The sequence below is a fragment of the Barnesiella propionica genome (assembly GCF_025567045.1).
GTDB lineage: Bacteria > Bacteroidota > Bacteroidia > Bacteroidales > Barnesiellaceae > Barnesiella_B > Barnesiella_B propionica.
Genome location: NZ_JAOQJK010000005.1, coordinates 194,199 through 216,750, shown reverse-complemented (window position 1 = coordinate 216,750; position 22,552 = coordinate 194,199). Strand labels below are relative to the sequence as shown.

Annotated in this window: 25 protein-coding genes; all 25 read left to right on the top strand. The window is 47.2% G+C overall.

Annotation, left to right across the window (positions count from 1 at the left end; genetic code table 11):
• Positions 1 to 50 precede the first annotated feature (50 nt).
• Complete coding sequence (locus tag OCV73_RS08850; protein ID WP_008863178.1) at positions 51 to 272, top strand: DUF2795 domain-containing protein; 222 nt, start codon at positions 51 to 53, stop codon at positions 270 to 272.
• Between the two features lie 201 nt (positions 273 to 473).
• On the top strand, positions 474 to 1,832 hold the full coding sequence (locus OCV73_RS08845) for a site-specific integrase (protein WP_147551399.1): 1,359 nt from the start codon (positions 474 to 476) through the stop codon (positions 1,830 to 1,832).
• Positions 1,833 to 1,886: 54 nt separating this feature from the next.
• The gene (locus OCV73_RS08840; protein ID WP_118318180.1) at positions 1,887 to 2,555 is read left to right on the top strand and encodes a hypothetical protein; all 669 of its coding nucleotides are present in this window, start codon (positions 1,887 to 1,889) and stop codon (positions 2,553 to 2,555) included.
• A gap of 228 nt (positions 2,556 to 2,783) precedes the next feature.
• On the top strand, positions 2,784 to 3,113 hold the full coding sequence (locus OCV73_RS08835; protein WP_118318178.1) for a MerR family transcriptional regulator: 330 nt from the start codon (positions 2,784 to 2,786) through the stop codon (positions 3,111 to 3,113).
• Entirely contained in the window at positions 3,106 to 4,605 is a 1,500-nt protein-coding gene (locus OCV73_RS08830; RefSeq protein ID WP_122126847.1) for a DUF3987 domain-containing protein, read from the top strand. Before OCV73_RS08835 ends, OCV73_RS08830 begins: the two co-directional genes overlap by 8 nt.
• Positions 4,598 to 5,614 carry a DUF6371 domain-containing protein gene (locus tag OCV73_RS08825; RefSeq protein ID WP_147551397.1) on the top strand — a complete coding sequence of 339 codons (1,017 nt, stop codon included), beginning with the start codon at positions 4,598 to 4,600 and terminating at the stop codon, positions 5,612 to 5,614. The genes OCV73_RS08830 and OCV73_RS08825 overlap by 8 nt, the downstream gene beginning before the upstream one ends.
• Positions 5,615 to 5,762: 148 nt before the next feature.
• Entirely contained in the window at positions 5,763 to 7,304 is a 1,542-nt protein-coding gene (mobV, locus tag OCV73_RS08820) for a MobV family relaxase (protein ID WP_147551395.1), read from the top strand.
• Between the two features lie 135 nt (positions 7,305 to 7,439).
• On the top strand, positions 7,440 to 8,252 hold the full coding sequence (locus OCV73_RS08815; RefSeq protein ID WP_147551393.1) for an AraC family transcriptional regulator: 813 nt from the start codon (positions 7,440 to 7,442) through the stop codon (positions 8,250 to 8,252).
• A 123-nt stretch (positions 8,253 to 8,375) separates the two neighbouring features.
• On the top strand, positions 8,376 to 9,206 hold the full coding sequence (locus tag OCV73_RS08810) for a carboxymuconolactone decarboxylase family protein (protein WP_147551391.1): 831 nt from the start codon (positions 8,376 to 8,378) through the stop codon (positions 9,204 to 9,206).
• A gap of 1 nt (position 9,207) precedes the next feature.
• Positions 9,208 to 9,774: a flavodoxin gene (locus OCV73_RS08805; RefSeq protein WP_147551390.1), complete on the top strand. Its 567-nt coding sequence runs from the start codon at positions 9,208 to 9,210 to the stop codon at positions 9,772 to 9,774.
• Positions 9,775 to 9,778: 4 nt separating this feature from the next.
• Positions 9,779 to 10,315, top strand: coding sequence for an acyltransferase (locus OCV73_RS08800; protein WP_147551388.1), 537 nt, complete (start codon positions 9,779 to 9,781; stop codon positions 10,313 to 10,315).
• Between the two features lie 109 nt (positions 10,316 to 10,424).
• Positions 10,425 to 11,903: an amidohydrolase gene (locus OCV73_RS08795; RefSeq protein ID WP_147551386.1), complete on the top strand. Its 1,479-nt coding sequence runs from the start codon at positions 10,425 to 10,427 to the stop codon at positions 11,901 to 11,903.
• Positions 11,904 to 11,908: 5 nt separating this feature from the next.
• A complete protein-coding gene (locus tag OCV73_RS08790; RefSeq protein ID WP_147551384.1) occupies positions 11,909 to 12,667 on the top strand; it encodes an SDR family NAD(P)-dependent oxidoreductase in 759 nt (252 codons plus the stop codon).
• 18 nt (positions 12,668 to 12,685) lie between these two features.
• On the top strand, positions 12,686 to 13,852 hold the full coding sequence (locus OCV73_RS08785; RefSeq protein ID WP_147551382.1) for an aldo/keto reductase: 1,167 nt from the start codon (positions 12,686 to 12,688) through the stop codon (positions 13,850 to 13,852).
• A gap of 97 nt (positions 13,853 to 13,949) precedes the next feature.
• Positions 13,950 to 14,627, top strand: a complete 678-nt coding sequence (locus tag OCV73_RS08780) for a dihydrofolate reductase family protein (RefSeq protein ID WP_147551380.1) — start codon at positions 13,950 to 13,952, stop codon at positions 14,625 to 14,627.
• 18 nt (positions 14,628 to 14,645) lie between these two features.
• The gene (locus tag OCV73_RS08775) at positions 14,646 to 15,713 is read left to right on the top strand and encodes an alpha/beta hydrolase (RefSeq protein WP_147551378.1); all 1,068 of its coding nucleotides are present in this window, start codon (positions 14,646 to 14,648) and stop codon (positions 15,711 to 15,713) included.
• 101 nt (positions 15,714 to 15,814) lie between these two features.
• Positions 15,815 to 16,459: a flavodoxin gene (locus tag OCV73_RS08770; RefSeq protein ID WP_262512934.1), complete on the top strand. Its 645-nt coding sequence runs from the start codon at positions 15,815 to 15,817 to the stop codon at positions 16,457 to 16,459.
• Positions 16,449 to 17,459 (top strand): DUF6282 family protein, encoded by a 1,011-nt coding sequence (locus OCV73_RS08765; RefSeq protein WP_147551377.1) that lies wholly within the window; start codon positions 16,449 to 16,451, stop codon positions 17,457 to 17,459. Before OCV73_RS08770 ends, OCV73_RS08765 begins: the two co-directional genes overlap by 11 nt.
• An 8-nt stretch (positions 17,460 to 17,467) precedes the next feature.
• The gene (locus OCV73_RS08760) at positions 17,468 to 18,064 is read left to right on the top strand and encodes an AraC family transcriptional regulator (RefSeq protein ID WP_147551375.1); all 597 of its coding nucleotides are present in this window, start codon (positions 17,468 to 17,470) and stop codon (positions 18,062 to 18,064) included.
• A 72-nt stretch (positions 18,065 to 18,136) separates the two neighbouring features.
• Positions 18,137 to 18,730: a flavodoxin family protein gene (locus OCV73_RS08755; RefSeq protein WP_147551373.1), complete on the top strand. Its 594-nt coding sequence runs from the start codon at positions 18,137 to 18,139 to the stop codon at positions 18,728 to 18,730.
• A gap of 36 nt (positions 18,731 to 18,766) precedes the next feature.
• The gene (locus OCV73_RS08750) at positions 18,767 to 19,453 is read left to right on the top strand and encodes a flavodoxin (RefSeq protein ID WP_147551372.1); all 687 of its coding nucleotides are present in this window, start codon (positions 18,767 to 18,769) and stop codon (positions 19,451 to 19,453) included.
• A 12-nt stretch (positions 19,454 to 19,465) separates the two neighbouring features.
• Positions 19,466 to 20,566, top strand: a complete 1,101-nt coding sequence (locus OCV73_RS08745) for a flavodoxin (protein ID WP_147551370.1) — start codon at positions 19,466 to 19,468, stop codon at positions 20,564 to 20,566.
• Positions 20,567 to 20,584: 18 nt separating this feature from the next.
• Entirely contained in the window at positions 20,585 to 20,779 is a 195-nt protein-coding gene (locus OCV73_RS08740) for a Sec-independent protein translocase subunit TatA/TatB (RefSeq protein WP_262512933.1), read from the top strand.
• Between the two features lie 6 nt (positions 20,780 to 20,785).
• Positions 20,786 to 21,574 (top strand): twin-arginine translocase subunit TatC, encoded by a 789-nt coding sequence (tatC, locus tag OCV73_RS08735; protein ID WP_147551505.1) that lies wholly within the window; start codon positions 20,786 to 20,788, stop codon positions 21,572 to 21,574.
• Between the two features lie 116 nt (positions 21,575 to 21,690).
• Positions 21,691 to 22,458 (top strand): hypothetical protein, encoded by a 768-nt coding sequence (locus OCV73_RS08730; RefSeq protein ID WP_167551234.1) that lies wholly within the window; start codon positions 21,691 to 21,693, stop codon positions 22,456 to 22,458.
• Positions 22,459 to 22,552: the final 94 nt, after the last annotated feature.

The following is a 22,552-nucleotide window of genomic DNA, read 5'->3' as shown; positions in this document are numbered from 1 at the left end:
ACTACTTTTGCGACAATTTACAAAAGGATCAATTTTTAAATTTTAATAATATGTACTGGACGTTAGAATTAGCATCAAAGCTGGAAGATGCACCATGGCCCGCTACGAAAGAGGAACTTATTGACTATGCCATGCGTTCGGGCGCGCCACTTGAAGTAATCGAGAATCTCCAGGAGATGGAGGATGAAGGAGAGACTTACGAATGTATAGAAGACATCTGGCCCGATTACCCCAGCAAAGAGGATTTCTTTTTCAATGAGGAAGAGTATTGATGGTCTTTTAGTAGGTTAAATAATTAAATATCAGCGCGATGAACAATGAATATTTGTTTGTCGCGCTGGTATTTTATGGTATTGGATAGTGTGGTTTGTTTGTCTAAATTGCGATTTTTCTTCTCAAAATCGGAGTTTGTTTGCCTAAAATTCCATATCTTTGTTTCTCCTCAGGAATATTGGTAAAAGGAGGAAAAAAGTATGGGAAGACCGAAAAGAATATATCCGTTAGGCAAATATCGCCTTCGTGCTCCAAAGGATGCCGAAAAAGACAAGACTTATCCTGTCGAGTTGGAATATACTTGGAACAGGCAGATAATCCGTAAGACAACGAATGTCTTTGTCAAGGTTGCGGACTGGAACCAGAACGGCAATCAGGGACGTGGCGAGATTCGTGTAAGTCACGGCAATGAGGCCAAACGGCTGAATCAGCTTCTGCTGGCTCGTGTTGAACGGATCGATAGTCTGCTTGCGGAGTACAACGAAAAGCATCCAAATCAAATAACGGTAGATGTCATTTCCGGCTTTCTTGCAGACAAGCCTCTTGCCCGACGCGACCAGGGAAAAGATTTCGTGGAGTTCACATTGGAACGCCTCGCTTCTGATTATTCGAGAAACAGAATCGGAAGAAGTCGGTATGAGAACGGAAAGAGTTGCATGAATATATTCCAGACCTTTTTGAGAGCGACCAAACAAGGGACTTACCGTCCGGATTCTATTTTTGTCGGTGATATGACTCCTGAGCTTTTGGACAGTTATATAGAATGGCGCAGGGAAATCAAGCAGAACAGCGATGCAACCATCAATCATTCTTTGACACCTATCCTGAAAGCCTGTGCGTATGCCTGTGAAATGAACATCATGGAGCCGGCTATAAATGCGAGGATTCAAGATATGCGTATAGTTACCAAAGTTTCTTTGTCGGAGGAGGAAAACGAATTTGACGGAAAAAGTTTGACTAAAGAACAGATGCTGGCCTTGCTGGAGTATTACAGGACTTGTATGGCCCCTCGAAGGAAAGAGTTTTTAGAAATGTTTTTCTTCGCATTTCACGCTTGCGGACTCCGTGTGGTGGATGTGATGACTTTGCAGTGGAAACACATTGACTTTGCAAGAAACGAGCTACGAAAGGTTATGATCAAGACAAACAAACGCCATGTGATACCACTTACTGAACCTGCCCTGCACATCTTGCAGCAATGGCAGGAAAAACGTGAAGGGTGTAAATATGTATTCAATCTTGTGAAGGAATCTCTGGATTTGGATGATGCGGAGGCACTTTATAAGGCCCGCAACAATGCGACCAAATGTATCAACCAATCACTGGCTGTCGTTGGTGAACAAATCGGCTTGCCTTTCAGCCTTTCGATGCATGTGGCCCGACATTCGTTTGCCGTCTTTGCTTTGAACAAAGGCTTGTCGATGTCTGTAGTCAGCCGATTGCTCGGTCATGGCAGTACGGATGTAACGGAGAAAGTCTATGCCCGTTTCTTGCCGGAAACCTTGTCTGCTGAAGTAGCCCGGCTGAAAGAAGAGTTCACTCCGCTTGAAATAATCTGATTTTCAGAATTTATAATAATGAATAATTAGTTTTTTGTACAATTAGAAATACTTATGCTACAAATAATATTCTTGGTTATAGGTCTTTGTATTATCGTTCTTGCTTTGTCCTTTGCTTTCAAAAGATATGCAAGGCTGATTCTTTGGTCAAGTGCTATTACCCTATTTGCTGGTACGTTGTTGCTTGTCGGAATCGGTGTGATAAATCCGATTGATGGAGACAATACCGGTTCTGCAACGTTTTGGGGTACTATCATAACATTGATTTCAGGCGCAGCTCTCGCCTTTTGCGCTGAAATGATGAAAGAGGGAAATAAGGGAAAGATAAATAAAAATGGTAACATTGTAACTCCAGTTTCGGAGGAACAGACAGCAGATATTGACGCTTCTGTTGTTTTGTCGGGGACATTGAATACGGAACTCGCAAAGAAAGTTTTCGGCAAAGCCATTGAAGCCGGTTATATGGAAGAACACGGTTCCCATTATAAATGGAAAGAATCAAAAGTGCTTTTAGCATATATGTGTGGTCGGATTTATTGTGGAGACTATCCGGAGCGTCTTAAAATGGAAACTAAGACCTATTGGAAATTCGGAATGGAGCTTTTCCCTGATGCCGAATTATGTACTCTTTTTGATACTTCAGACATAGGGCAGTCCCGTCAAAACAGAAAAGACCTGACTGTGCCGAAAAATTTTCAGAAAATCGACATTTTTTTTGAGTAGCCAAACGGCTGCTCTTTTTATTTATAATCAGATGGTTAAGCGCGTATCCTAATATTAGTCTAACATTAGGAATAACCTGTTATATAATCTATGCTAACTTCTTAGGTTCTAAGGACTCTCTACCTTCGCCACTGTCGTGAGACGATGTGCACAGTCGTGTCATGGCAAGATAACCCGGCTTAAAGTCCGAGTGTGCATAAGGATTGGAAAGCCATAATATGATTTACTATGGCAAAGAAATTACAGGTAGAGACTATATGTGAAAGAGAATTGTTAGAAAAGATTCTCCGCATAGTAGAACGACAAGAAAAACTGCCATCTGCAAATAAGGTGGCGGCGAATTGTCTGTATGACAACAAATCCTTGATGGCAAAATTGGGTATCAAGGAGAAATATCTGAAGAAATTACGGGACAACGGCTACCTCGGCTATTCCCGTGAAGGTGATAAGTATTGGTATACTCAGGAGGATGTGGACCGCTTTCTAAGGCGTTTCCATTATGAAGCCTTTGCAGTCGGGGATGTTTTACCGGAACAGGGAGGAGACTATCATGTATGATAATCTGCATCTGACAAATATGCTCCGTTCTGAGGTTGAGCATATTCCAGAAACGGGACTTCCGTTGGATGTTTTCCCCGACAAAATACAGGAGATTATCTTGAATCTTGCCAGATACGAAAATTTTAATGTAGAATATACAGCTTCTATTATCCTTTCTGCTGTTGCTACTGCAATAGGTAACTCTTGCCATATCCGTATAAAGGGCGAGTGGAAAACTTGCCCTTCCCTTTATATGATGTTGGTCGGTCGTCCTGGGCTTGGGAAGACTCCTCCTCTCGGTTTTATATATAAGCCGATTAATGAGTATGATGACCGGTTGCATGAGAAATATAACGAGGAATGTGATGAATATGAAAGAGCCATGTCCGTAGGCAAGCACGGAAATGAAGTGGAAGGGCAGTTGCTCAAGAAACCGAATTTTGTAACTACTGTCATTTATGATTCTACTCCTGAGGCGATGATGAATATTCATCAGTATAATCAACGTGGGATAACATTGGTTGTCGATGAAATTTTGGCTTTGTTCAATTCGGTTAAAAGGTACAATAGCAAGAACAACCTCATTGAAGATTTGCTGACAGCTTATAGCGGACAGCCGTTAAAGGTTATCCGCAAGTCCGAATCACGTCCTATTCTAATCAAGAATCCATGTATAAATGTCATAGGTTCGGTACAGACAAATATGCTGCAGGAAGTCTTCCGTACAGAATTTCTTGCCAATGGATTGCTTGACCGCTTTCTGTTTGTCTATCCCAAAAACAGAAAAATATCCGGATGGAGACGGGAAGAAAGAAATACAGTCCGTCCTGATATTATGAATCAATGGAGAACAATAATCAACAGAGTCTTCAGTATCCCTTGTATTCTTGATGAGAAAGGCATGACGGTAAATCCCCGTATTCTAACAATGTCCGATGATGCGGAGGAATGCTTTTACGAATGGTATAATGGAATTATCGATGCTGTAAATGCTATTGAGGATGATGCTGATGTGGAAAGCCGTAAAATGAAACTCAACGGGCATGTCGCACGCCTTGCACTATTGTTCCAGATAATGAAATGGGCAACTGATGATGACGATATGCAGTATATCGAACAGGATTCTGTAAGGTCGGCAATCCGTATGATTGATTATTACGAAGAAACATACAGGAGGATTCAGGAAGCCATTGTCATAAACAGTATAGGTGAAACGAAGGAATCTTGGCTTTCCCTGTTGGGAGAGACATTTACTTCTGGGGATGCTGTTGTTGCAGGTAGAAAAGTTGATATGTCCAGACGTACTGTTTATTATGCGCTTGACCAGCTGTGCCGGCTTCAACATCCCCTTATAGCCAAACTCCAGCATGGAGTCTATCGTAAACTTGTAGCAGAAAACACTGATGCACCTTGCACTTTTGCACTTTCCTTTGGTAAGGATGCCATGCTATCCTCTCGAAGTGCAAAAGTGCAAAGTGCAACGACAGAAAACTCCGGGAATCATGAGTGAATACAGATTTCATTTACAGAAATACAGATTCGGAAGCAAGATTACTTGTCCGAGTTGTGGTAAAAGCCGATGTTTTGTCAGGTATATTGATGAACAAGGTAGTATTACCTTTCCTGGTAATGTTGGGAAGTGTGACCATGAGAACAGTTGCGGGTATCACTATACACCTAAAGAATACTTCAAGGATAATCCTAATATATTGAGAATGACTGAGAGTATAGGCAAATCATTCCAGTCCATCATTTATAAGCCGGTAGACAAGAATCCAGTTTCATATGTCCCTTCTTCCTATGTCGAAAGGAGTCAATCGCATTATTCGATTAACCCTTTGTTCCAATATTTCTGCCGAGTGTTTGGCGAAGATGAGACAAGCAGGCTGTTTGGAATGTATCGCATAGGAACATCTGCAAAATGGGGAGGCTCTGCAGTTTTCTGGCAGATGGATATAAATGGACTGGTAAGAACCGGTAAGGTGATGTGTTATAATGCAGAAACAGGGCATCGGGTTAAGGAGCCTCAGGCATTTGTCGGATGGGCTCATTCTGAGTTGAAATTGCAGGATTTCCATTTGAAGCAATGCCTGTTTGGAGAACATCTTTTGAAGAACTCTACTTCTCCGGTAATGCTGGTCGAAAGTGAAAAGACTGCTGTTGTCATGAGTCATTTTATATCCGATTATATATGGCTGGCGACTGGTGGCAAGAACGGTTGTTTCAACAGCGATGCGATGCAGATTCTTAAAGACAGGGAAGTAACACTCATCCCTGATTTAGGAGCAACTGAACAATGGAAAGAAAAGTCTGCTTTGTTGTCGGGAATTTGCAAAAAGGTCATTGTCTCCAATGTATTGGAATGTACATCTGATGAAGAACAACGCAGCCAAGGATTGGACATTGCGGACTTCTTTCTCTTTTCACCATCCAAGCGGCAGATACTCCAGCAAATGATTCAGCGCAATCCTATCCTACAAACCCTGATTGATGAACTCGGCCTGGAACTTATTGAATAACGGAGGAACTTGTTCCGGGAATTTATAGAAAGTCCATAACACAATAAGGACTTTTTGCCTGGCAGCAATAAAGTCCGGTCATTGCTCGGTTGAGTGAACTGGCATAGGAGCAAGCTCCAATAATAAAAATATATATTGAGAGGACATTATGAATACAGACATAAAACAGGCCATGCATGTCGAGGCTGTAAAGTCATTCGGCACGACAGAGGCCAACGAAAACGAACGGCGTTGGAACGAGGAGAAGATTGACAGGAAGAATCAGGATCCAACCAACCACTACGACAAGACCAGAATGAAACTGAATTTCGAGATTGGCCCTGACGGGAAAATCCATCCGTTGGGCTATCAGGAGAAGCCGCTCGAAGTCCGTTTGCAGGAACGGTTGTCCGCTTTGGATTGGAAGCCATTCAAACCGGACAGCAAGATCCAGCCGAATTGTTGCGCTAAATTTGTTTTCGGCGGCAACCATGACAGGACACTTGAGATGGCATTCGGAGACCAGACCGCCAACATGGAGAAAGACGCAGACAACAGTCATCTATATAGGTGCAAGGAAATTGAACATTGGGCGAAGGACATCTATGACTGGTGCGCCAACAGATACGGACAGGAAAACATTGTCGGGTTTCAGGTACATCTTGACGAGAGCAGCCCGCATATCCATGCCCTGATTGTTCCGGTCGGCATCCGTCCCAAAAGCGGACGCGAGTGTGTGATGTGGTCGGCAAAGTTTGGGAAAGACCGGTTTGAATATGGTCGTATATTGAAAGAGATGCACACTTCCCTGTATGAAGATGTCGGTAGTAAATATGGTCTTGAACGTGGGGACAGTATTGATGGGCGTAATGTGCAACATTTGCATAAGCGCGATTATATCCGCAAACTGACCAAAGAGGCAAAACAGGCTGAAAAGGCTGTCAAGGGACTCCAAACCATGATACGGAAACTGGAATCGCAGATATTCAAGTATCAATCTCAACTGGAAGAAATTGACAAGTCTTTGGCTTCCGGCAAAATGGCTCTTAGGGAATATGAATCCTGGAAGGCCGAGATACAGAAGCAGATTTCTGAATATCAGTCCAAACTTGAAGACAAGGCTGGCAAACTTCATGTAAAGGAGCAGGAATTGGATAGGCTGACCAGAGATGCGACAAATATCCGTTCAGTTATCCAGCCGTTCCGCAATCACAAGGTCGATTTCACACCACCGCAAATTACAGAGAAAGTGCCTTTGTTCGGTACTGACAAGTGGGTGGAGCGTCAGAACCAGCATATTGCAAAACGATTCACCGAGATTGTCCGCAAAATAGAATCCCTATACAGAAATGATGCGGCACGGCAAGTCGAAGCATCCCAGCGCAATGTGCTGGCGGATTATGGCGAGTTTTATCAACTGAAAAGAGAGAACCAATCTCTTTCCGACATCAATCAAGAATTGGAATCCGAACTGAATACGTTGCTCGAACAGTTGGCTGTACCATCGGTTCGCAACCTGATTTTTGCCGTTGCCGATGCACTTATCGGAGGGCAACCAGTACCAATTTCCTCCGGTGGGGGTGGCTCTACTTCCGATTTGCCTTGGGATGGCCGAAGTCCTGATGAGGAGGAAGAAGCCTATCGACGCAGATGTTTACTTCATGCTTTACGGGTGGTAAAAACGGTAAGAAATAGATATATGAGGAGATAGTTATACTTCATTTTGGTGTGATGTAGGTACAAAAATCGAAGGATAAAAGATTATTCTTAGATGCTAAAATGAGCTTTACAACAAACATCGACTGAAAATAATGCGCTATTTTTGCAAAAATAAAAAGCTAAGAATATGGAAAAACTTGATGTATTCGATTGCTCGAATGTGCTTATAGCGAGTTATTTTACTGACGACCGGGGATGTGCCCATGAAAATCGGGAACATACGCTTATTTATCTGTGTTCCGGAGAATTGGAAATCGAGGAACGTGGAAAGAAAACGGTTTTGCATCCGGGGGATTGCGCTTTCATGCGACGTGACAACAGGATGTGGTTACAGAAACACGTAAAGGATGGGGAACCCTATCGCTCTATCACGTTGAAATTTTCAAGGGCTTTTCTTCGGGAGTTTTACCAGACTCTCAACCGCCAAGACATTCCTGCTGATTCAAAGCGTGAAAAGGTAAGTCTGCGTGTGTTGCCGAACAATCGACTGGATATCTGCTCTCTGTTCGAGTCGGTCGTTCCTTATTTCGATGCCGGGGAGAAGCCTTCGGAAGATATTCTGAAATTGAAGATGATCGAAGGTGTCTATGTCCTGCTCAACACGGACAGGAACCTTTACGCTTCGCTGTTCGATTTCGTCGAACCTTGGAAAATAGACATTCTTGATTACCTGAACGAGAACTACATGTGCGACCTGTCGATGGAAGAAATCGCAAGCTACACAGGGCGCAGTCTGGCCACGTTCAAACGTGATTTCGCCAAAGTGAGCGACCTGACACCCCAGAAATGGATCATCAAACGGCGCCTCGAAGCAGCTCATGACTTAATCAAGTCGGGGAAAAAGAAAGTTACGGAAGCCTGCTTCGACGTAGGTTTCAAGAATCTGTCGCATTTCTCCAAAATATACAAGGAGGCATACGGGGCAGCTCCATCTTGGTGAAATGAACCTCCTGACAAATAAATTTGAGCCTTGCAGCAAAATCGTTGCAAGGCTCGTTTCGTATTTTTGCATTCGGGAATCGAATGCCGATCTCCATAAAAAGTAGAATTAAAATCAAACGGTATGAAAACAAAAGTAACTTCATTGGTTTTATTATTAACTTTAATATTTCCAATCATGGCAAGATCACAAGTAAAAATCAAGCAAACAGCCGGACGTGACGCGCTCGGCGAATTCGCCCCCGAGTTCGCGCACCTCAATGACGACATCCTTTTCGGGGAGGTGTGGAGTCGCAATGACCTCCTTTCGCTCCGCGACCGCTCCATCGTAACGGTGGTCGCCCTCATGTCGCAGGGACTGACCGATTCTTCGTTCAAGTATCACCTCGAATCGGCAAAGAAAAACGGAGTAACCAAAACCGAAATGGCCGAAATCCTTACCCACGCCGCTTTCTATGCAGGCTGGCCCAAGGCATGGGCAGCTTTTCGTATGGCAAAAGAGGTTTGGACTGAAAATGCCGATAGTACCAGAGTCGGTTCGCTCGAAGGATATGCACAAACCATCATTTTTCCGGTTGGCAAGCCGAATGATGCCTATGCCAAGTATTTCATAGGGCAAAGCTATGTTGCGCCCGTAGTGACGGCTGGCGTGCCTGTCGTAAATGTCACTTTTGAGCCGGGTTGCCGCAACAACTGGCATGTACACCACGCCACGAAAGGCGGCGGGCAGACGCTCGTATGCGTGGGAGGTCGCGGTTATTATCAGGAATGGGGAAAAGAAGCGGTCGAATTGCGACCTGGCGATGCCATCCACATTCCGGCCGGCGTGAAACACTGGCACGGAGCTGCACCTGACAGTTGGTTTTCCCACCTTGCCATAGAGGTTCCCGGCGAGAATAGCAACAACGAATGGCTTGAGCCTGTAAGTGATAAAGAATATTCAAAATTAAAATAAGATGAAACATATAATATTGATAATTATGAGCCTTATCGGTTTCAGCGGCGCGGCAAATGCGCAGCAACAAGTCACGGACACCAATGTGTCATCGGACAAGAAAATTCTTGTCGCCTATTTCTCCTGTACCGGAACAACTGAAAAAGTAGCGGATGCCATTGCCAAAGCAACCGGCGGTAAACTTTACCGGATAACTCCCGCTAAAGCCTACACATCGGCCGACCTCGATTGGAACAACAAGAAAAGCCGAAGCTCGGTTGAAATGACGACCGAAAACTCACGCCCGGAATTGGGCGGAGAATCTGTTGCACCGAAAGATTACGACGTGATATTCGTGGGGTATCCTATCTGGTGGGACTTATGTCCGCGTCCGGTCAATACGTTCCTTGAAAAATACGACTTCTCCGGTAAAACCGTCATTCCGTTCGCCACTTCCGGCGGAAGTTCGATAACGGGCAGTGTAAAACAACTCAAGAAACTCTACCCGAAAATCGTGTGGAAAGAGGGTCGGCTGCTTAACGGAGGTGTAAAGCAAGCCGGAGAATGGGCGAAACAGGCAAGCAAGTAGGTTTATGGAAGAATTGAGAATCGACTGCCGGAATCAAACAGCAGAGGAGCTGGCAAAAGTAAAGGAGTTGCGGCAAAATATCTTCCGGTTGAACCATACGATGCCGGATACCGAAGAGTACGATGAACTGCTGCATAAAGTGTTCTCGAATCTCGGCGAGGGATGTCGCATCGAAACTCCGTTTTCGGGTGTCCGGACTGCCAACGTGAAATTCGGGAGCAATGTAATCATTATGCCCGGTTGTCTGATGATGTCGGCAGGAGGAATTACTATCGACGATGACGTCCAGATAGCCGCAAATGTTCAACTTATCTCCAATAACCACGATTTGGAAAATAGGTCGGTAATTACCTGCAAGCCTGTACATATCTGCCGGCGGGCGTGGATCGGAGCCGGCGCGACCATTCTTCCGGGTGTTACCGTCGGTGAGAATGCGGTGGTCGGAGCCGGCAGTGTCGTTACGCGCGATGTAGAGCCTGACACTATTGTTGCCGGAAATCCCGCCAGAGTGATCAGACATATAAAGACACCCGGCATGTAATTTTAACGAAGTGAACTTCCCAACAAAGTATTTTGAGCCTCGCAGCAAAGACGCTGCGGGGCTCTCTTTTTAACTTTGCCACAGTATTGAAACTACTAAATTGAAGAATATGAGAATTAAGAATGAAATTGTCATAGGAATGCTTGCCCTGCTTTGTATGCTGCAAGTAAACACTGCGATGGGAGCATCACCAAAAGAAAAAAGGATGAAAAGCAGATTGCTCGAACTGGTCAAAGCCCAGCGGCAACCGTTGGCTGACAACGCAACGGCTATCTGGGGACTTGCCGAACTGGGATTTCTGGAACATAAGAGTGCGACTATCCTGCAAAAGCGTTTGAGCGACGCCGGATTTACCGTGCAGACGGGTGTCGCCGGGATGCCGACTGCCTTTGTTGCGAGTTACCGGAACGGTGAAGGGCCTGTCATCGGCCTGCTTGCCGAATATGATGCATTAGGAGGTCTGTCGCAGGATTCCACCTGCATACGTCATTTCCGAGCGGATAACACCAACGGGCACGGCTGTGGGCATAACTTGATAGGTTCGGGAGCCGTGGCCGCGGCAGTCGCTCTCCGGCAATGGATGGAGGAAAACGGTGTTCACGGGGAAATCCGTTTGTATGGTTGTCCCGCTGAAGAAGGCGGTTTCGGGAAAGTTTATATGGTACGCGATGGGCTGTTTAATGGCGTGGACGCCGTAATGCACTGGCATCCGACTGACTACAACGGTTATTATTCCTCGCCCCACATGGCAAGTGTCAGCACCAAATTCCGTTTCCGGGGCGTATCGGCCCATGCCGCAGCCGCTCCCGACCGCGGACGGTCGGCATTGGACGGGGCGATGGTAATGGCTACAGCCGTGGAATATCTGCGCGAGCATGTTCCCGACAAGACACGCATACATTATATAATCAGTAACGGTGGACGGGCTTCCAACGTGGTTCCTGATTTCGCGGAGATCGACCTGACCGTGCGTCATGCCAATCCGCAAGTGGCACGTGAGGTATGGAGGCGAATTGTGGAAATATCACGTGGTGCGGCTACCGCCACGGAAACCACCGCCGAATATGAACTTACGTCGGGCTGCTATCCGTTGCTTGTCAACCACACGTTGATAGACGTGGCGGCAACGAATTTCAACTCGCTATCCTTACCTCTTTGGAACAAGAGCCAAATGGAATTTGCCGAAGGGATTGCCTCGACATTAGAACATCCGGGGCCACTCGATCCCACCATTGTTTTTCCACCCTATCCGGCAAAGGAGGTGAACGCTTCGACCGACGTGGGTGACATCAGTTGGGTAGTACCGACGGTAGGCGTATTCACGATGGGTTGGATTCCGGGAACGGCAGCACATTCATGGCAAGCGGTAGCGGCCAGCGGTTCTTCTTTAGGTGTGCAGAGCGCACTGGTCGCTTCGGAAATCATAGCGACTACCGTATGCGACCTCTTCCTGAATCCTGAACTCATTGCTGCTGCCAAACAAGAAATGCAACAAGACAGAGGTACAGATTTCAAGTACGAGCCTCTGTTGGGTGATCGGAAACCGGCACTGGATTATCAACAGAAGAATTATTCATCTCAAAAATAAATAATATGGAAACAAAAACAATGAATGGAAAAGTAGCAATGGTAACTGGTGCGGCAGCCGGAATCGGTCTTGCTTGTGCAGAAGGATTCGCAAAAGCCGGTGCAACGGTTATTCTGGTAGATATCAACGAACCGAAAGAGCAGGCCGAAAAATTAAACTCGGAAGGTTATAAGGCTGTTTCGTATCGTTGCGACGTATCGGACACGCAAGCCGTAAAGACGATGATAGACTGGATCGTTATGACCTATGGCCGACTCGATGCGGCACACAACAACGCGGGCATCCAAACCCCGCAACGTCCGATGGCGGAGATTACCGACGAGGAGTTCGACCGCACGGTGGCTGTCGATCTGAAAGGCGTATGGAACTGCATGCGCTACGAGATTCTCCAGATGTTGAAACAGGGCGGTGGAGCGATTGTCAATACCTCGTCGCAGGGTGGTGTGACGGGATTTCCCGGACAGGCAGCCTATATCGCCTGCAAACATGCCGTAATCGGTCTGACACGTACCGCGGCTATCGATTATGCCGCAAAGGGCATCCGCATTAACGCCATCTGTCCGGGCGTCATCAGAACGCCGATGGCAGAGGAACTGATGCGGCGCAATCCGGATTTGGAGAAAGAGTTGGTACGTGATATTCCTGCCGGGCGTCTTGGTAACCCCGAAGAGATAGCAAATGCCGTCCTGTGGCTCTGCTCCGAGCAGGCAAGTTTCGTGGATGGCCATGCCCTTTTGGTGGACGGTGCCTTTTCTATTCACTAATCACAAAAACGTAAAACCATGAAAGAAGATAATAAAATGAACATCAGCCGCCGTGGATTTCTTAAAACGGCGGCACTGGCGGGAGCAGCATTGGCTATGCCTGCCGGACTCGACAAGGTTTTTGCTGCCGAGCCGAAACAACCGGAAACATCACGAAACAATGATACAGGCGTCGCCCGTATTAAAGGACATCGCGTATTGGGAACGGGGAAGGCGGCCTTCGAGGTGTCTGCTCTCGGTTTCGGCGTGATGGGTATGACCTATAACCGCAGCCAGCATCCGGACAAGAAGCAATGTATCCGGCTGTTGCACGAGGCGGTAGATCGAGGCGTGACGCTCTTCGACACGGCAATCATCTACGGCCCGCTGACTAATGAAAATTTGGCCGGTGAAGCGTTGTCCGAGTTCAAGGGCCGGATCAGCGTAACGACTAAATTCGGGCATGAAGTCATCGACGGTAAGGGAACGGGACGTCAGGACAGCCAACCGGCAACCATTCGCCGTTATTGCGAGGAATCGCTCCGACGCCTGCGGCTCGAATCCTTGCCGATGTTTTACCAGCATCGTGCCGATCCGAACACTCCGGCAGAAGAGGTGGCAGCGACCATTGCCGACCTGATGAAAGAGGGCAAAGTACAGCATTGGGGGATGTGCGAGGTGAGTGCCGAAACCATCCGTAAGGCACACGCTATCTGCCCGCTGACTGCTATCCAAAGCGAACACCATCTTATGCACCGGCTTGTGGAGGAAAACGGTGTACTCGATGCCTGCCGGGAACTGGGTATCGGTTTCGTTCCGTACAGCCCGATTAACCGTGGATTTCTGGGCGGCTGCATCAACGAATACACGGTCTTCGACCCGAACAATGACAATCGTCAAACTCTTCCGCGCTTCCAGCCGGAAGCGATGCGGGCCAACACGCGCATCGTGAACGCGCTGCAAGCCTTCGGCCGTACACGGGGCATGACCTCGGCTCAGGTAGCCCTCGGCTGGCTGTTGCAGAAAGCACCGTGGATCGTGCCGATTCCCGGAACGACGAAACTGGCGCATTTAGAAGAGAATCTGCGCACACTTGAATTTTCCCTCTCCCCTGAAGAATGGAGAGAACTGGAAGATACGGTTGCTGCCATTCCGGTTGTGGGAGATCGTTACAACGCCGAACAGCAAAAACAGGTAGGACGCTAAAATCGGTAAAAATGGTAGCTCAATCCGTAATCCATCTAATGACGGGCCGGATAAACGGAGCTACCTTTGTTCCGGATTATTATAAAATTATAAAGATATGAAACCTTATATTATCAGTCATATGATGACATCCGTCGATGGCCGCATTGACTGCCCGATGGTCGGAAAACTGAGTACGGATGAATACTATATCGCATTAGAGAAACTCGGTTCTTGCTCGAAACTTTCCGGGCGGGTGACTACCGCTTTGGAATGTACGGCTGTCAAAGAGGAATCTTCCCGAATGGAGGGAACCCCGATAGGCAGGACTTCCATTTATGTCGCCAGAAAATCGGACGAATACACCATTGTAGTAGATACACATGGGAAACTGCGCTGGCAGGCGGATGAAGCAGACGGGCATCCGTTGCTCTGCATCGTCAGCGAGGAAGTACCCGAAGCGTATCTGGAAACACTCCGGCAGCAAGGCATTTCTTGGATTGCGGCCGGGAAAGGACGAATCGACTTGCCCAAAGCTATGGAAGCCCTGTCCGAGCATTTCGGGGTTAAACGCCTTGCAATAGTCGGGGGCGGGCATATCTGCGGCGGATTTTTAGAGGCCGGACTGATTGATGAAGTCAGTATCATGGTAGCCCCCGGCATTGACGGACGCAAGGGGCAGATTGCCGTTTTCGATGGTATAGCCGACACGGGATGCAACCCGTTCCACCTGAAACTGGAAAGCGTGGAGCAGTGGCCGACGGATATAGTCTGGCTGCGCTACAAGATGAAATAATATAAATCCGAGAAGATTATGAAGATACAAGCATTTGCTATCATGACGTTGCTGGCTTTTACGAGTTGCAGTGTCGGTAATAACAAGGAAAAGGAGATAAAATCAACAGATATGGATACATTGAATTTGACACAGGAATGGGACAAGACATTTCCGCAGAGTGAGAAAGTGGAACACACGAAAATTATCTTCCACAATCGCTATGGCATCACGCTTGCCGCAGACTTGTATAAGCCGAAAAATGCGCAAGGAACTTTGCCCGGTATCGCCGTGAGCGGTCCTTATGGAGCGGTCAAGGAGCAGGTGTCGGGACGTTACGCCCAGACGCTTGCCGAGCGGGGATTCCTGACCATCGCTTTCGATCCCTCGTTTTATGGAGAGAGCGGGGGTACGCCCCGCTATCTGACCTCGCCGGAAATCAGCACGGAGGATTTCAGCGCGGCAGTCGATTACCTGACCACCCGCAAGGATGTCGATTCGGAGCGTATCGGTATTCTCGGCATCTGCGGCTGGGGCGGGTTCGCCCTTAATGCAGCGGCCAACGACCCACGTATCAAGGCAACCGTTACCTCTACCATGTACGATATGAGCCGTGTGAATGCCAACGGTTATTTCGATGCCATGTCGGCAGACGACCGCTACAAGTTACGCGAGCAGCTCAATGCCCAACGTACCGAAGATTATCGAGATGACAGCTATGCACGTGATGGCGGTGTACTCGATCCCGTAACGGACGATACTCCGCAATTCGTCAAGGAGTACCACGACTATTACAAAACGGAGCGAGGCTACCACCGTCGTTCCCCGAACTCCAATGAGGGAATTACGAAGACCAGCGTGTTATCATTCATCAATATGCCTCTACTTACCTATATCGGCGAGATCCGTAGTGCCGTGCTGATGATACACGGCGCCGAAGCTCACTCTCGCTATTTCAGCGAGGATGCCTATAAGCGGCTGACGGGCGATAACAAGGAACTGCTGATTATTCCGGGAGCTAACCATGTCGATTTGTACGACAACCTTGATGTGATTCCTTTCGATAAAATAGATACGTTCTTCAAAAAAGTCCTGAAAGAAAAATAAGAACCGGACTCCAGAACAAAGCAAATTGAGCCTCGCAGCAAATAGGTTGCGGGGCTTTGCTTTTACCTTTGTGTCAGTTGAATAACTAAATAGGAACTGATATGGAAAAGAAGATTTTATTGCTTTTAGCATGGCTTATGTTAGCCGTAACAGGCTGTTCAGCCAATGATCCCCAAACGGATTCACCGGACACTCTTCCGGTCGAAAAACCGGAAGAACCCACGGAGCCTTCGGGAAACAGAAAAATTCTGATTGTCTATTTTTCCCACACGGGCAACACACGGACGATTGCCGGTTATATTCATGATACGGTAAAGAGCGACCTTGTGGAGATCGAAACCGTAGATACTTACACCGATGACTATGACACTTTGCTGGCACAGATCAGGGAAGAAGTAGCGACCGAATATTGTCCGCCTCTCACAACCCGGATAGAGGACATCGATTTATACGATGTCATATTCATAGGTTATCCGATTTGGGTGGAAACGGCGGCCCCTCCTATCCGTTCTTTCCTGACAACACACGACCTTGCCGGAAAAACCGTTGTGCCATTCTGCACCAGTGGAACCAGTTCTGCCGAGGCGAGCTATCGGCTCATTCGTTCCCTTTGCCCGCAATCTACCGTTTTGGAGGGCATACAGATTCGCAGAGGAACATACGACACCGCATACGACCGTGTTATCGCATGGTTACAAAAAATCGGTATTGTCGAACTGAATCAAGAAGAAAACGATGAAAGATAAACAAGGTCTGTCACGCCGGGATTTTATTCGTAATTCCATGATTGCAGGAGGAGCCATGCTCCTTTCCGGCATGTTACCGTCGAAAGCCGGGATACCGACGTTTACTGATAGTGAAGATTTTAATTTTTCGGGAACAGATGAATTGCTGCGCGGTGTCAGCGATATTCATCTGCACGCTGCCCCGGACTCCAAAGCCCGCTTGGGAAATGAACTGGAATTTGCCCGTGCCGCTCATGATGCCGGATATAAATCCATGTTGTTCAAATCTAATGATTTCAGTAGTCATGACAGGGCATATTTAATTCGTCAGGTATTGCCGGATTTCGAGGTGTTCGGAAGCCTTTGCATGAATCGGGTACATGGAGAAAAAGTGAACACGTTCGCTGCGGAAAAGGCTGTGAATACAACAGGCAACCTTTGCCGTTGCATCTGGATGCCTACACAGGATGCTGTTTACCAGAATATCCGGTATCATGGGAAAAAAGAGGGTATTCCCGTGTTGGATGACAATGGGCATGTCCTGCCGGAAGTCGTGCGGGTAATGGAAATATGTGCTGAAGCAAACATCATTTTCGCTACCGGGCACTCTTCCTCCGAAGAAAGTATCACGCTGGCCCGTAAAGCCCGTGAAGTCGGTGTAAAGAAATTCGTTGTAACTCATGCCAATTCCGGCATCTGGAAAATGACCTACGACCAAATAAAACGATGTATTGATTCCGGGGCATGGATTGAGTACAGTTATATAACCAACTTATGGGGCCCGGGTACGGGATTACCAGACTTTGAACGGATGAGCGACAAGGAGTTTGCGGGGTTCGTCCGTATAGCCCCGGAACACAGCATCATAACGACAGACCTCGGGCAAGTGGGAATGCCCCATCCAGTTGAAGGTATGCGTCGCTGTATCCGGGCGTTGCTCGAAAACGGGTTGTCGCAGCAACAAGTCAATTACATGGTACGCGACAATCCGGCGACACTTGTCGGATTGTCGGCAATATAATAAAGAACATGAACGAAGAACAGGATATTTATTCTTTTTGGTCAATTCATGCGGCTTCCCATGCCTACCACCTTTTTCCCCGATACACGCTGGTTTATTTGTATAGCGGGCAGTTGCATTTGCGGAACCAGTGCGGTGAAGCATTGAGTATCGTCCGGGGAGATTGTGCCTTTATCGGAAGGGACAGTTACTCGCATCTTTATGCAGAACCGGAGGTGGATGCCCCATGTAGGATGTTGTACTTTTCGTTTCCAAGACATTTCCTTTGCGAGTTTTACCAAACACTGGACAGCTCGTTTCGGAAACATACAATGGAAGCTCTTCCGGCTCTGCATCTCTTGTCGGCGTGTCCCGGGATAGAGAGTTTCTTCCAGTCATTAGTCCCTTACCTTCACCGGAAGCAACTTTTGCCGGAAGCACTATTGCAGTTAAAAACGATAGAAGTTGCTTATACCTTAATAAATATGGACAAACGATACGCGGCCAATTTGTTCGACTTTGCTGGAAAGTGCGGAATGGACGTGTTCGACCTGTTGAAGCCACGGGTAGAAAGAGACATCGTCTGGAAAGAATTTCCATTTGAGCCTGATAACAAACTTAATTGAGCTGGGCAACAAAGGTTATCTTCTCCGGCTTCCATACTTTTGTATTGTAGAAAAATTAAAAACATAATGAATATGAACGTAAAAGGATTATTGACAATGATAGTTATGCTGCTATTCAGCCTTGTTTCTTGCAGCAGTGAAGAATCGGCAACGGTAGGATCGGGAGATACGATTTCAGAAGATGCCGGAAAAATTCTCATTGTCTATTTCTCATGGGGTGGAAATACCCGAATGGTTGCCAACCACATACACGATCTTGTCGGTTGCGATATAGTGGAAGTGGAGACAGTTATTCCTTATCCCGATTCTTACGAGGAGGTAATACAAATTGCCCCCGGAGAGTTGGAGAGCGATTATCGCCCGGAATTGAAAACAAAGGTGGAGAACATGGACGAGTACGACACGCTGATTGTCGGAACCCCCATCTGGGGCGGGCATCTTACCCCGGCCATGAAGAGCTTTCTGGCAGGTTACGATCTGTCGGGAAAGTACATAGCACCCTTCTGTACGCATGGTGGCAGTGGCACGGCTCAAAGCGTGTCCGATATCCGTTCGGTATGCCCCAACTCGACATTACTCGGCAGTTTGGCCGTGTATGGAAACCGGGCTGAAAACTCTCGGGAAGACGTTGAAAAATGGCTCAAACAAATAGGTATTATCGAATAATAACAAATAATTTAATTTCTAACAACGAGAAGCATTATGAAAAAGTTTCTGTATCTACTATTTGCCGCTTTTGTAGCGGTGGGATTGAGCGCCTGCTCTCCCGATGACAACGGACCTGATGGCCCGGAAACCGAAATCCCGGATACGCCGGAAAATCCGGATGATGGCAATGAACCGGAAAATCCGGACAACCCCGACAATCCCAACCCCGACCCTACGGGCAAGACGCTGATTGTGTATTACAGTTTCACGAATAATGTACATACTATCGTGACCGATTTGCAAACACAAATAGAGGCGGATGCGGTAAGAATAGAACCTGCTGAAGAAGGGCTCGACTATGCCGCAAACAATTACGCTATCGGCAGCGCGCTGATTCAGGCTATCCGGAACAATCCGAATGATGAGAGTTCTTATCCGGCTATCAAATCCGTAGATGTGAATATGGCTGATTATGACAGAATTATCATAGGAGCACCGTTATGGTGGAGCAATATGGCAGCCCCACTGCAAACATACCTGTTCCAACACGGCAGTGAAATGAAAGGGAAAAGCATTGGCCTGATAGTATCGAGCGCAAGCAGTGGAATCAGTGGGGTTGAGTCGGATGCCAAACGACTTATCCCGGAAGGAAATTTCCTTACTCCGAGCCTGTGGATACGTTCATCCCAAACATCCGGATGCCACTCGATGATTGCAGACTGGTTGAATGAAATCAATTAAACGAAAAGAAAGATGAAACGATTATTCATATGTTTATTGCTGCTTGTTCCGGTAATGACTTTTGCCGGATGCAGCGAAGGGAATGATGAGCCACAGGCTGAAACTCCGGATACTCCTGACAATCCGGGGGACAATGAAGACAACGATGACGGCTCGGGAACGGTTAAACCCGGGAATGGAAAAATTCTGATTGCTTGGTTCAGCCGTTGGGGGAACACGAATTATGCCTCTGACGTGGATGCCTCGACCGGAGCAAGCATTATCATCGATAAAGGAACCCGCCGGGGTACAACCGAGGTGGTGGCCCGATATATCCAAACGGCTGTCGGTGGAGATTTGCATCTGATAGAAACGACCGCCCCGTATCCGACGGAGTTCGATGATGTCCGTGATCAGAATCACGCGGAGCAGGCGGCAGGAACACTTCCGTCACTTAAAAACAGCATTGAAAACATGGATCAATACGATGTGGTTTTCATCGGTTATCCCGTGTGGGCAACCGATGTTCCGCAGGCGGTACTTTCATTCCTTTCGGCCTATGATTTTTCGGGCAAGACCGTCGTGCCATTCTGTACCCATGACGGATATGGAGCCGGCAGCAGCTATCGTTCCGTGCAGACTTCCGCATCCGGTGCGAATGTCCCTGACGGAATCGCAATCGAGGCTACGGATGTACCTTCCGCAGAATCGCGGGTGCAGAGCTGGCTCGAACGAATCGGTATCGGGCGTGAAGAACCGCAAGGCAAGTCGATTCGTATTACTGCCGGCGGACATACTTTTACCGGAGAATGGCTTGACACACCGCTGGCGAATGAAATCAGGGGTATGTTTCCGCTGACTGCAACTTTAGGACGTTACGGCGGCCGCGAATATTACGGTTCCATGCCACAACGCCCCACCCATACCGAAGAAGGACAGCTCCGGTTCGAGAACGGCGACATCACCTATTGTCCTTCCAATAACACGATAGCCATCTTTTACGCGAAAGCTGATGACCCAAATATGGGACAACTTACCATGCGCATTATCCTGATAGGAAAAGTAACCTCTGATTTGGGGATTTTTGATGAGATGGACAGCCGTTTGGAGTTTACGTTCGATAATGTACAATAACCAAAATTAAAATCAATAATGATGACACCCTTGTTTATCGGCGGTATCGGCATGCAGGAAGTGCTGCTGATCGCACTCGTGGTATTGCTGTTTTTCGGCGGCAAAAAGATTCCCGAACTGATGAAAGGCATTGGCAAAGGAGTACGTTCATTCAAGGAAGGGATGAACGAGATGAAGCAGGAGATAGAAACGGAACCTGAAAAAAAGAAATAACCGATGATGGCGACGGAGAACAGACAATCCTTTTGGGACCATCTCGACGTGTTGCGGGCAGCGATTGTAAAGATTGCCCTCGTAACCGTCGGGTTCGGCATGGTGGCGTTCTTTTTCAAGGAACAACTCTTTTCGGTCGTACTCGCCCCCAAGAGCGACGGCTTCATTACCTACCGCCTTTTCAACCGGATCGCGGCATGGAGCGGAGGCTTGTCCGAATCTTTCTCCGTCCGGCTCATCAACACGGGACTGGCACAGCAGTTCATTATTCACATGAAGACTGCACTATGTGCCGGAGTGTTGTGCGCTTCGCCGTATATCCTTTACCAGTTGTTCCGATTCGTATCGCCTGCACTTTATGAAAACGAACGGCGGTATGTCACGCGGGTGGTCGGGGGCGGCTACGTGATGTTCGGTTTGGGGGTATTGATCAGCTACTTTCTGATCTTTCCGCTGACATTCCGCTTTTTGGGAACATATCAGGTCAGTGGTGAGGTGGATAATCTCATTACCCTCGATTCGTATATATCAACGCTGGTGATGATGTGCCTTGCGATGGGGCTCGTTTTTGAAATCCCCATGCTTTCGTGGCTCTTTGCCAAGTTGGGATTCCTTTCGGACGGTTTCATGCGTCGTTACCGGAAACATGCGGTTGTGATAATTCTTGTCGTGGCGGCAATCATTACCCCGACTTCGGATGTCTTCACGTTGTCGCTCGTAGCCCTGCCGATGTGGATACTTTACGAGGTGAGTATTCTAATCGTAAATAAAGCAGCGAAAAATAGTGAGCCTTAATGAAGATTACCAATAGAAACAATGCTCTGCAGTGATTTCTTAAATAGCTTTAGTAAAGCCCTTTGTAATTAAAATATAAATCCATAAAAATAAATTTATAATGAAAAGATTGAATAATGGCTCTCTCTCTTTTTGGAGAAAGCCTACACTTGCATCATTTTGCTACGGAACAGGATGTAGTAGAAGAATTTTTTATCTTACTCTCTGAAGCGAGAGAACTTTATCTTCAAGATGTCATAGTAGATGGCAAGCGGTATGATCGCTACGTGGATGACTTCATAAACAGACACCGGTACATTGATTGCAATCATGCAGTCTGCCGGAACTGCCATGAAATGAACATTCATATCGTCAAGGGGCTGCTAACCGGCTATGCCCACCTTATCAAACCTCTTTTTACCGCAGAATCATTCTCTTTCGAGGAGTGCATGGAGCTGAAACGGATGTACGACACGTCCGAATCGCCATCTAAAACCGTCGAGCATCGTGCTGATGAGCCGATAAGCAATCCTCCTCTTTCTTTTGGCTGCAACTTCACCCGTGAACAGATGGCTGGTATTGTATCTTGTGCCAATACTTACCATCTGTTTAATATTCCAGTGTGCGTCGAAGATATGGAAGCCCTGTTTGCCTGCAAGGAGGGCTTCTGCCTCCGTGTGAACACAGTCCGGTATGTGGCAATTTTGTTTGATGCGCTCCTCGAAAACACATTTATTCAATCTCATTGGCAATCCGTCTTGAACCGTGGCCGGTTCTTGCGATCCAAGGACGATACAAGGTTCGTTTCCGCCTCAAGCCTCTCGTCTGCCTTGTCCGCTGCAAGAAACAATATGACATCGGTAGCCTATGGTATCCGGAAAGCTATCGGACGATTGAAAGAATGACGCTAAGAATTAAAGCTAAATATTTCATTGTCATATTCAATTTTCAGATTTATAAGCCGTAGAGGAAAAGTTGCCGGAAATAATTTTTAGTCAT